8 protein-coding genes are annotated in these 10,879 nt (G+C 60.7%); 6 read left to right on the plus strand and 2 right to left on the minus strand.

The features are described 5' to 3' along the window. Window positions 1-4 precede the first annotated feature (4 nt). Genes Q0672_RS14980 through Q0672_RS14990 form a run of 3 tightly spaced genes read left to right on the plus strand, consistent with a single transcriptional unit; the run spans window position 5 to window position 5,350 of the window. Window positions 5-2,140, plus strand: a complete 2,136-nt coding sequence (locus Q0672_RS14980; RefSeq protein ID WP_298623417.1) for a hypothetical protein — start codon at window positions 5-7, stop codon at window positions 2,138-2,140. Beyond that, window positions 2,137-3,588, plus strand: coding sequence for a hypothetical protein (locus tag Q0672_RS14985; protein WP_298623419.1), 1,452 nt, complete (start codon window positions 2,137-2,139; stop codon window positions 3,586-3,588). The genes Q0672_RS14980 and Q0672_RS14985 overlap by 4 nt, the downstream gene beginning before the upstream one ends. Next, window positions 3,572-5,350 carry a TnsD family Tn7-like transposition protein gene (locus Q0672_RS14990; RefSeq protein WP_298623421.1) on the plus strand — a complete coding sequence of 593 codons (1,779 nt, stop codon included), beginning with the start codon at window positions 3,572-3,574 and terminating at the stop codon, window positions 5,348-5,350. Before Q0672_RS14985 ends, Q0672_RS14990 begins: the two co-directional genes overlap by 17 nt. Here Q0672_RS14990 and Q0672_RS14995 read toward each other — a convergent pair. Both Q0672_RS14995 and Q0672_RS15000 read right to left on the minus strand, forming a co-directional pair. Then, window positions 5,277-6,419, minus strand: a complete 1,143-nt coding sequence (locus tag Q0672_RS14995; RefSeq protein WP_298623423.1) for a TniQ family protein — start codon at window positions 6,417-6,419, stop codon at window positions 5,277-5,279. The genes Q0672_RS14990 and Q0672_RS14995 overlap by 74 nt on opposite strands. Beyond that, on the minus strand, window positions 6,416-6,769 hold the full coding sequence (locus Q0672_RS15000; RefSeq protein WP_298623425.1) for a helix-turn-helix transcriptional regulator: 354 nt from the start codon (window positions 6,767-6,769) through the stop codon (window positions 6,416-6,418). The genes Q0672_RS14995 and Q0672_RS15000 overlap by 4 nt, the downstream gene beginning before the upstream one ends. Before the next feature lie 114 nt (window positions 6,770-6,883). Between Q0672_RS15000 and Q0672_RS15005 the strand changes: the two genes are divergently transcribed. The 3 genes from Q0672_RS15005 (at window position 6,884) to Q0672_RS15015 (ending at window position 10,763) form a co-directional block, all read left to right on the plus strand. After that, window positions 6,884-7,513 (plus strand): hypothetical protein, encoded by a 630-nt coding sequence (locus tag Q0672_RS15005; protein ID WP_298623427.1) that lies wholly within the window; start codon window positions 6,884-6,886, stop codon window positions 7,511-7,513. 773 nt (window positions 7,514-8,286) lie between these two features. Then, window positions 8,287-9,618, plus strand: coding sequence for a hypothetical protein (locus Q0672_RS15010; RefSeq protein WP_298623429.1), 1,332 nt, complete (start codon window positions 8,287-8,289; stop codon window positions 9,616-9,618). Window positions 9,619-9,650: 32 nt separating this feature from the next. Then, the gene (locus tag Q0672_RS15015) at window positions 9,651-10,763 is read left to right on the plus strand and encodes a GH25 family lysozyme (protein WP_298623431.1); all 1,113 of its coding nucleotides are present in this window, start codon (window positions 9,651-9,653) and stop codon (window positions 10,761-10,763) included. The last annotated feature ends 116 nt before the right edge of the window (window positions 10,764-10,879 follow it).

The following is a 10,879-nucleotide window of genomic DNA, read 5'->3' on the forward strand; positions in this document are numbered from 1 at the left end:
GGCCATGCGTACCGGTACTCAGTTATGTGCCCCTGAGGGCTTTGATGCCCTTTGCAAGGGCGTACGGTATCACCTGCTTCGCAGCGACCCGGCCCGACAGCGCGTTTTGCTGGTGGAGTTCCAGCGCAAACGTCAACGCAGTGGTGAAGGCCAAAGGAGTGCCGACATCGGCTCCAAAGGGGGCGCATCCGGGGGGCATCCGGGTGTCGCTGATCAGGTCGCGGGCGGAACATATGCCAGCTACCGGCCTGTTCTCCACTTCCTGTCTCGACATCGATTCGAGCAGGCCCTGGAGCGTGGGCTGATTTTCGCGTGCGAAACCCAGGATGAGCTTCCCCCTTGGCTCACCGGCGTGACCATCGTGGAACTCCAAGCGTATGCAGAACTTCGCGTGGGCCAGAAGCGCAGCCACGCTGCGCGTATCGACCAGATTTTGGTGCATCTATGGCCGCTGGTGCAGAACCTGGACCAGATTCTGAGTGCCGAGTCTCCCGACACCCTCATCAATGCGCACGCGAGAGCGTGCAAGCCGCCACAGCATGAAACGCGCTTTCGGACGGCGTTCTATGCCTACGTGTGCTTCGGTTGCAGTCGGTGGGCCCTGCACTATCCGGTTCATCACCTTGGTCATTGGGATCGGATGGGGCGCGAGCGGAAGTTTGGCCGTCCATCAAGGCTGAAGGGCGCCCATCATGGCCACGGTTCCAACGACCAGGAGATGATTGATCGGATTCTGGAGGGGTACCGCAAGTATGCCGGCCCAGGGCAGCACCTGCGTGCGATCTATCGCCAGACCCTGCGGACTGTGTTCGGCTGTGTGGTGCAAACCGACCCCCAGGGTAGAAAGTCCTTCGTACACCCCGCCGGCAGGGCCTTTCCAACCTTTGGTCAGTTCGCCTACCGGGTCGGTCAAGCCTTTCCGCTGGAGGTGCGCCAAGTCTACAAGTATGGCCATACCCGGGTCAGGACCCGGTTACAGCATTCGCTCGGTCGCTTTGCCGAGAGCGTGGGCAACCTCATGGAACGGACCGAGCAGGATGCCTATTGCTGTGATCAGGTGGCTAAAGGTTATTTGCCAGGCAGCCATCTGCCGACACTCTGGGTTGTGCGCACGCGCTGCATCGCATCCGGGATGATTGTCGGGATTGGGTTCTCCATAGGGGGAGAGGCGGCGTCAGCGTATCGCTTGGCCAAGTTCTGCGAAGCCATCGACAAGGTGAAGTTCTGCAGTCTGTTCGGCTTGCAGGTCAAGGAGGGCGACTGGCCGAGCATCGGGGTGTCACCCCATGTGATCCATGACCGAGGTCCTGGCGCGACAGCCAAAGCCGAATCGACGGAGCCTGCTCTGCGGCCCGTCATCAAGGAGTCGGCGCCCAGTTACGCGGGGCAATCCAAGGCGTCCATCGAGACCACCCACCCGAAAGCGGTCAAAGTCGAAGGCAAACCCCACTATGTGGAAACGCGCCTCTCGATTGCCCAATTGGCGGCCCAGGAGATTATCAGGACGATCGCCGACAATCACAGCATTGATGTGACGGATCGGCTCAACAACGATGCAGTCGAGGCCGGCGTGTTTCCGACCCCAGTAGCCCTCTGGAACTACCTGGATCGCCGGGGACGCAACCACGCCGTCTCAAAGCGCTTCGAAGAAGCTGTCCAGGCATTCCTGACACCGATTGAGCTGACCGTTCGGGACGATGCGGTGTACTTCAAGGAAATGCGCTTTGACTCCGCGGCGTTACAGCGGTCGGGTGCGTTGCAGAAGGCACACACCTGCGGAACGTATCGGCTGGGTGGCTACATGTTGGATATCTGCGTACGCCACCTGTGGGTGGAGGTGGGAGCGGATCTGATCGAGGTGGATGCGATGCTGGCCATCCGGGATGGGGAGGAACAACTCTACATCTCGGTGGTGGAGCTGGAGCAGCTTGAGCGCCTGCGACGCGACGGGAAACTGGAACTCCAATCCCACCGGCTTGCTGCGCGAGCCGAGTACGAGGCTGCATTCGAACAGCATGCAGGTCAGCCGTTCGACCAGGGTGTCGTCAAAGGGGGAAGGAACAAGAGATCGAAGACCGCTTCCGTGGAGGAGCGCCAGCAGATCATGCAATACCTGCGAGCGGAAGGAGGAAAGCGATGAGTGCTGCTTCTACTGCAAGCGGGTGGCTGCATTGGTTTGATCGGCTGGATACCGACGATGCGATTCGGAAGGCGGCATACCGCGCGGTGACGCCGGTCAAAGGTCTACAGGCCTTACCCGTGGAGAGGGCCTGCAGCGCTTTGGACGTCGCATGGAGCGAGGTCTTCGTCCCCGGACCTCGCCACATCGAAATCTTGCGCATGCTGGTGGACCAAGCGAAGGAATACTCCTTGTCGGTGTATCCGACGCTGAGGGATTACAACCGGCGGCGCAGCGGCGAGATCGAGACCGTTCGGGAGCCCTACCCGATTCGCTGCCTGACGGGGCTGGCCGGTGTCAGCAAGTCTTCCCTCATGCAGGCACTCGTCCGTATCTGCCAGGTCACCCCAGATAGCCAATTCGTTACGGACTCGCAGCGGCTGACGGTCCATCCGGCTCGACGCATTTCCGTACAGGCGCATCTCTCTGTTCGGGCGCTGCTCAAGAGCCTCTCGAATCCTGTGGCGGTCGCCGGTCGCACGATGGGCGATGTGAGTGTCCTGCTCGCACATGTCCGGGACTGGTTTCAGGCGACGGGTACTGCGCTGCTCATCGTCGATGAGATGCAGTTCTACACGCAAAGCGGCAAGGCAAGCACCAAGACGGCGCAGCTCATCATGACCCTGGCGAGTCCTGGCATTCCGCTTGTCTATGCGGCCAACTACTCCTTGGTCAAGAAGCTGCTCGAACGTCCCCATGAGGAGAAAGATCGTCTTCTCGCGCATCCGATCGTGCTTGAGCCACCGGATGCTGACTCGGAGATTTGGCGCACGGTGGTGGGTGAGTACCTTGCTGTTGCACCCGAGCACTTTTATCTGGAGGTGTCTGCTCACGCCCACGAGCTGCACCGGCTGACCGCCGGATTGTTCCGGATCTTGCGGCAACTGCTGCTGGAGGCCTATCGGGTGGCCGTCGGGCGGAGCGCGCGAGCTGTGACCATGGATGACGTCAGACAGGCCTATCGTAGCGCTGCATTCAGTAGCCATCGCAAGGATGTGGAAGACTTGGCGTCCCTGGCCGTGTCCGGCTTGATTGCCCCGCAGCGTGCCGATCTGGTGTGCCCCTTTGCGCCGGTCAGAGGGCTCCAGCGACCGATGCTCCATGGCCGAGCAGCCGGTAATGTCGAAATCGGCACCATCCCCCCGGTGGCGATGCTGGAAAGCACCCTGAGTATCGATGCCCAGAAGACCCTCCGGGTATTACGTCAGGCAGCTGACCATCCCCTACGGCCGAACGATGCGACCAAGGTGACGCCCTTGCCCCGTCGTTCCACCATATCCGCTCAGACCTTGCGCGAAGGTGCAGAGCTGTTGAGGGGTACCTTGGCCAAGCCTAAACCGTCCTCTGCCAAGAGGGCGTCACCCTCCAGCGAACCCCCAACGGGACGGGATCGTGTCGAGACAAGCTGAGATTTTCGAGTCGAAGGTTGGCCTGGCGCCATTGCCCGACGAGACGCTGTTCAGCTGGTGCAGCCGCTACCACCGGCTGGCTGCCAATGGACTTGATCGCACGACTTGTCTCCAACTCTTCGGGCATGCGCGCATTGGCTCGGCTCATGACTTTCCGGGCCGGATCGATGAGCTGGTGGCTCGAAGTAAAGGATCCTTGGGAAGCGCAGAGCAAGTTATCCGAGATCGGACGTTGTTGCCTTTCTACTGGCCTTTCAAGCCTTCTGATCTGGCAAGGCAATCCGTGGCAGCCATGAGGGGTAATGACATTGCGCATCTGAAATACCGGCTAGGTCTGCTGACCAGTGGGCTCGGAGCTGCGCATCCCTTGAAGAGCTGCCCTGAATGTATGCAGGCCGATCTGGAGGGGCATGGTTGGGCATACTGGCGCCGGGCTCATCAGCTACCTGGTGTGTGGGTGTGCCCCAGCCACGGCATTCCTTTGCGGGTATCCCATCTGAAGCTGGATCAGGTGGCGCGATTTGCCTGGACGCTTCCTGTACCTGCGTGCGGCCAAGAAGTCGTGTGTTTGGACCGCGCCGCTGACAAATCTACCCAAGGCGGCTGGTTGCGCCGGCTGGCAGCCCAGGGCCTCGCGCTCGTAGGCATGAGCCCGGGGCGCTTTGCAGACCCCGTTCGGATTGCTCAGGCTTTCCGGTTTCGCATGGAGGGTATCGGAATGCTCCACGCTAGCGGCCGTGTCCGCTGGCGCGAGGTCGAGCCACGGTTGCTCCAGTTGGCAACAAATCTGGCTTGTTTTCCCGAGGCGCGTCAGGATGCCGACCTGGGCTTGCTTCAAGGACAACTCGCCCGTCTTCTGTCTGCACGTTCCCTGGCACATCCTCTGCGATATCTGACTTGGATCACCGCTTGGTTTGACGGGATCGACGATTTCGAACACGCCTACGAGAGCAGCGGGATGGCCACAGACCAAGCATGTGCAACCGCAGCTTCCCCTCGGGCGACCTGCGATGCGGCGACCCAGGGGCAGGTTCCGGAGGCGATCCTGACAGCCCTTCGGGACGGTAGCCTTAGTATGACTGCGGCTGCGCGGCAGTTGGGGGTCAGCTATGCGACGCTCGCTGCATGGGCATGTCGGGTCGCGATTGAGCCACCAAGACGGCCCAAGAAACTTGATCCCCCGTCGTGGAACCTGGCCCTTGAAATGCTCAGGAATGGTGCCGAGAAGCAGGCGGTTGCAGACGCTGCCAAGGTGTCGGTACTGACCGTGACCAGGGTTCTGCGCACGGTTCCGGGGCTTCAGGATGAATGGCATTGCGTCCGTCATGAAAGTCGCCGGCTGGCGGCCAGGGCCGTCTGGGCGAAGGTGACGGCGCCAAACCTTCATCTTGGCGTCAAGAGGCTCCGGCGGCTTGAGCCGGCTGCTTACGCGTGGCTCTACCGCAATGATCACGATTGGCTCAAGGCATCGCTTGAGCGTGTGGCAACCGCTCACAGAGCGAATCACGCCGCTGTGCGGATGGAGCGATCGGACGCGCGGATGGCCGATGCGCTGCGCAACGTCGCTCTGTCCTGCAGCAGGGAAGCACCGCGACGGTTGTTTGACGAGTTGAAACGGGCACTTCCTGCACTACGCAAGGCCATCCACAGCCCGGAACAATGGCCTCTGACCGTTGAGGCGCTGACGGTCAGCTTACGTTGTCATAGGTCCGCGCATCCGCTTCTGGATCAAGCAGGTGCAGATGAGCAAGCCGAGCGGTGAGCGTGTCGGGCGACCTCAATTCGTGGGCTGCGCTACACCTGTTTCGCAGCAGACTCTCAACGTTCTCTATGCCGGCACCGAACGTTCTGCAGGCCTGTTGGAGCCCAGCTCCTGCAAGAAAGGCGCCGAGAGCCTGGGTGGCGGCATCGACTGCATTGCCGTGGGCGGCAATCCGCCGATTTGCCAGGTCCAAGGTGGTCAACGCCTCTTCTGCACTGTCGAACAGTACGGCAAGGATGGCTGCGCAAGCCAGAGCTGGGTAAGCGACGTGCCGATCAATGCAGGCACCGTCGATCTTCCTGATGCATGTCAGTGCCTGCTTGGATGCCACCTCCGGCATATGCCGCTTCAGCCAGCTTTGCGGGAAGTGCTCCAGGATCAGGTCGCTGGTGACAGGGCGCTTTCCCACTTCTCCTATCCGCAAGTCGAGGGCGTGGCAGCGTTCGCGAACAACGTCGCTCCAGGCCCGCACGTGAACGGGCTCTGGTCGGTGAAGCCATCCGAGCAAGATGCCCTGCAGACGGTGAATCGCAGACGACGCCAGTTCGTTCTGAAGGTCGATCTCGGATACGGTCAGTTGACTAAGGGCGGGCTGGCGCTTGGGCTCCGATATCACCGATTCTTCCGCCAGGATGCTAAGGGGGATATGGTGGGTCGGACACCAGTCGACGCCATTGATTTGGTGTCTCCGCCGCCAGTAGGCAAAACCATGGTCGCCATGGTCAATCTGGGCGCATCTCGGGCACCACCGGCGCCCGCCCGCAGAGGCACCGAGGCCGTAGATATAAGCCAAATGCCGTCGATGGTTTGCCTCACGCTCGGAGCCCGCGTGAGGGGACACCGGGTACAGCACGGGAATCATCGAGTGCTTGGCCGTGAAGTCAGCTATGCGTGCGCCGCAAGCCTGGGCGACCAGCCAAAGGGCAGGGACATTGTCATCGCTCGGGAACGCCGACTTGATCGACTTGGTGGCCCAGGTGATGGACGGGATTGCGTTGAGGCGTGCAAATCGGCCAAGCACGCCGATGGCCAGTTCGTCGTCGAGAGGAATCGGCAGATTTTGAATCACGACGTGCTCCGGTCTTGCGGCGGGGGCGATTTGAACAGACCAAGGCTTCGAATGACGGTAGCCAGCGCCCGGGCATGTGCGGGCGTTCCATCCCAGACATCCTTCAGCGCATCCATCAGCTCATCGTTGCCTGCAACGGCTTCGCGAGACACGCCGCCGGCGGCCAGTGATACATAAGTGCATAAATCTAGGGCGAGCTTTGATGAGGCGGATGTCCTGCCGGACAAGATCCGGCTGATCTGGGACTGACTGGCACCGATGGCTTTGGATATCTCTTCTTGGGTGATGCAGAACTTCTTGATACGAAGAGCAGCCAATGCGATGGCGGCGTCGGGTGCGGATGTCGGCATATGCATAAAGATGCATTAATGCATGACGGTTCGTCAACGTGAGTCTCGTGGCGGACTGGAGTTGGCACGGAACGGTATGGGTAGCTATCGAGCAGATAACAACGGAGACGACCAATGAAGAATCGACATTTCGAGCTGTTGCGCACAAAGATGCGGGACTTTCACCGCCACCATCCGTGGCGACTGCACGGCGGGCTGTTCATTCCTCACGCCTACACGGAGCCACGTTATCTGTCGTGGTGGGACGATGTTGGCTTCATCTTGAACGGACGTCGCGTGATGGTCTGGTGGCAGCACCCGCGTTCAAGGTTCAGCGATGAGATCGCCAAGCGAGCACAGCAAGAGGCAGGGGTGATGCCGGATGAACTGCTGTTCCGTGATGAAGAACGACAGTGGAAGCGCGTCGGCCGTTCGAGAAAGCAGGTCGTGGTGCACAGAACCCAATGGTCCTCGGAAGCGCTGAGAGCGTACTTCGACCAGGTCAATGCGATTGAGCAGCGATTGTGGCTCGAAGGGATCGACTACACCGTCGGTGTGAGCATGACGATGAGGCGTTACCGCTGGGGAGTCGGAATGGAGTTGTGTGCTCCCCTGGAAGTATGTGGCGTGGAGGGTGTTCGCCGCCTTGCCTCTCTGGCAAGGAGGCTCGCCAAGCGGGAAGTGACGGTCGAGGAGGCTTTTCCAGGTTATCGGTATGGCCGAGACATGTGGCTTAACGAGGCTCGAGATCGAGTCGCTCGGTGAGTACATGACAGCTACCCAACGTTGATCACTCGGCAGTGAGGTGGCGTTTGACCAGTTCCAGTGAGGTGTCCGCGGAAAGCGGCAACTTCAACCCCGATGTTCTCGGATCTGTGGGGCTGAGAGCCCGTGCAAGTCGGAGACAAGGGGCACGAGACACCCCGTAAAGAGAACTGATGTCCTGTGTCAGGGCTGCCGCGTATCGACAGCTTGAATAAAATGCCCTCGGCCGGACTGGAGAACGGCTGATGGCGTACCCCCGTCTGAGCGCAAAGCCTAGCAAGAGCTAACGTCGTCTGACACGACTTCGACGAACTTCTCATAAAATGGGCTGGGGATACATAAAATAGATATTATTTATTTTTCATCGCGTCGACAGCTGCTATACCCAGAGTCATAAGCTCGATCAACTGGGAGGCCGCATGTTACGACCGCATTCCTTGCTATCCCTAGTGGTCGGAGCGCTGCTTGCTGGCAATGTCGGATGGGCGCAGCCGCTGCCCGTAATCGGACACGACCCGCGGTTGGGGCCAATCTGTGCGGGTCCCCTGGGCCCGGGACCGTGCGCTGATGTCGCTAGGTACATCGCGATGCAGCGAGGGTTGCCGTCCCCTGGTATGCCGGTCCCGTTACCTCCGCCTGGGGTGCCGCCGGCACCAATACCGCAGGGACTGCCATCGTTGCAACAGGTTGGCTTTGTCCCTGGTGTTGGTCCCATATGCGCGGGGCCTCTTGGCCCAGGGCCGTGCGCGGCAGTGCAGCAGTACCTCATGTCCATGAGAGCCAACACTCCTCGACTGCCGGTCGTCACTCCGCAAGACCTTCAGATGGTCAACAACATACCCGGTGTCGGCCCAGTGTGTCGAGGACCGATGGGAGCTGTTCCTTGCTCTCAGTTGCAGCAGCTGAGGCTTGACTCGTTTTCGGGGGCACTTCCACCACAGGCATCGTTTGGTGTGCCGCCGGGACTTGAAGCGGTGCAGTTAGCGCAGCAGTGCGCAGCAAAGGTCGGCATAGACGCAACGCTGTTCGCGGCCTGCACCGGTCGACAAGTCGTGTTGCCAGGCAACTTACACAAAGTTGTCGATTGCGCCGTTGCGTCACGTGAGACGGAAGGATTTGCAAAGTGCGCCGCCGGTCCGCTCGGTATTCGGTTGTCCGATGACCAACAGACGGCTGTGACGTGCGCTGTGGACACCAATGGCGAGAAGGACGACTTCATCAACTGCGCCGGCTCTGCATTCCTGGACAAGAATTTGAACAGGGACCAGCGCAAGGTTCTAGAGTGCGCCTCCGATGCAGATGGAGACGCCCAAGCCTTCACGCGTTGCGCGTCGCGCGCTCTGGGTCAGCATCTATCAGACGACCAAAGAACTGCAGTCAACTGTGCCGTTGAGTCCAGGGGGGATAAGGATGACTTCATCACGTGCGCGGGAAGCGCTCTGCTTAATCAGAAGCTAAATCGCGACCAGCGAAAGATTCTCGAATGTGCTGCTAATTCTGACGGCGAGTCCGACGCGTTTGTGAGCTGTGCGGCCCCAGCTTTTCTGGGCCGCAGCGCCAGCAAGGAGCAGCGAGTTGCGATGCAGTGCGCCGCCGAGTCTGGCGGCGAAGTCGATTCGTTCGCTGCCTGCGCCGGGGCGAACATGCTCAACCTCCAACTAAACCCAGAGCAGCAGATTGCCGTGCAGTGCGTCGTGTCCACTGGCGGTCAGCCCTATGCGGCCGCCGGCTGCATGGCCACGCGCTTGACGGCGCGCGAACTGCTCAAGTGTGCCGCAAACGGAATTGGTGGAAAAGACGGGTGCTTTGGGGACAACAACGACTTGGTAGGGAAGAACGGCTGGGTAGCCAGGACCTTCGGTCAGGTTGCCGGCGGCCCGGACTCGGTCATCAATAACCCAGGCCAAATCTGGGGCGGGGACAACTCGTTCGTGCGCAACCCTGGACAGATTTGGGGCGGGTCCAACTCGTTTGTGCGAAACCCATCTCAGATTTGGGGAGGCCCGAACTCGGTCTTCAACAATCCCAGTCAGCTGCTACCACAGCCGAAGCCGATGACCGTTGGCAGCGTCGGCGGAAAGCGCATATGCCTGCCGTGGTGCTGAGCGAGCTCAACCGCGCAGCTGAGACCCGAACCATGAACGACGTAGTCCACTCACGGCGACAGCTTTTGGCCTTGGCCGTCGTTTCGCTCATTCCCAAGGTAGTGACCAACCCGTGGCGACTGGAGTTCCGGATGTCAAACGAGCGGCTGCACCAAGTCTTCATCTGCGCCGCTATCGCTGCGGCGCTCGCGACTGCCGTCCCCTTCGCGCGAGCGCAGGCGAACGGCGACGCCCTCACCGATGACCTCTCGCGCGGACAGCGCTTCGATCTCATGCTCAGCGATCTGGCCGAAAGCCCGGCACTGACCGACGTGCAGCGTCGGCAGTTCGCCTTCCCGCTGCAATTCGCGTTCCCGCACGACGCCCGGTTCCGCGATCCGCTGACCGAGACCAACCCTCGGTCGAACCAGATATTCGGCATCGACCTTTCACACCACAACACCGACAACTGCAGGTGCGAGATCGACTGGGTCATACTGCGCCGCCAGGACGTGCAGTACGCGTACTTGAAGGTGTCGCAGGGCGTCAAGGGGTTCGACCCACTTTTCACGACCTATCGCAAGGGCGCGAAAGCGGTGGCCGAGGCCGACAGGATTCCCACGGGCGGCTATCATTTTCTGTCCGCCGACGGTTCGGCACAAGCCCAGGCAGCGAACTTCGTTTCCAGAGTGGGATCGATCGAGGCCTCCGAGCTGCCGCCAGTCCTCGACCTCGAAGAAGACAACCGCGTGGGACCAGACAAGAAGCTGATCCTCGGCCCCGATGGCAAGCGTCGCGACTTCTGGGACACGGTACCCGCCGACGAAATCCTGAGCCGCGCCGTCGCGTATCTAAAAGCGGTCGAGGCGGCCACAGGCCGGGCGCCGATCATATATACGAACGCGCAGTGGTGGAAGACGCGCATAGGCGACGGGTCCAAGATCGCTGCGTTCGGCAAATATAAGGTCTGGACCGCGGACTATTCGCGTGACGGTCACAAGCTCGAGAAGCCGAGCGTGCCCGGCAATGCACCGTGGGCGCTATGGCAGTTCACGTCCACCGCACGCATGACGTCGGGTGGCGTTGGTAAGGGTCAGAGCGTAGATGCGAATGTGTTCAATGGCACGCTTCAGCAGTTTCGCGTCGCGATGGGAGTGGCGCCATGAGGCGGCCACGCGTGAGTTCTGTCGCGGCTTGTGCAACCGTTGCGATAACGGCGTTCGCATGTGTCACTGACCGCCACAATAGAGCCACCTCTGACCGGCATATAGGAGCCAGTTTG

Source organism: uncultured Zoogloea sp. (assembly GCF_937894855.1).
Classification (GTDB): Bacteria; Pseudomonadota; Gammaproteobacteria; order Burkholderiales; family Rhodocyclaceae; genus Zoogloea; species Zoogloea oryzae.

Excerpts from the sequence above, each read along its gene's own strand:
- Q0672_RS15015 (WP_298623431.1), top strand. The coding sequence starts at position 9,651 with ATGAACGACGTAGTCCACTCACGGCGACAGCTTTTGGCCTTGGCCGTC.
- Q0672_RS15010 (WP_298623429.1), top strand. The coding sequence starts at position 8,287 with ATGAGAGCCAACACTCCTCGACTGCCGGTCGTCACTCCGCAAGACCTT.
- Q0672_RS14985 (WP_298623419.1), top strand. The coding sequence starts at position 2,137 with ATGAGTGCTGCTTCTACTGCAAGCGGGTGGCTGCATTGGTTTGATCGG.
- Q0672_RS14980 (WP_298623417.1), top strand. The coding sequence starts at position 5 with ATGCGTACCGGTACTCAGTTATGTGCCCCTGAGGGCTTTGATGCCCTT.
- Q0672_RS15005 (WP_298623427.1), top strand. The coding sequence starts at position 6,884 with ATGAAGAATCGACATTTCGAGCTGTTGCGCACAAAGATGCGGGACTTT.
- Q0672_RS15000 (WP_298623425.1), bottom strand. The coding sequence starts at position 6,769 with ATGCCGACATCCGCACCCGACGCCGCCATCGCATTGGCTGCTCTTCGT.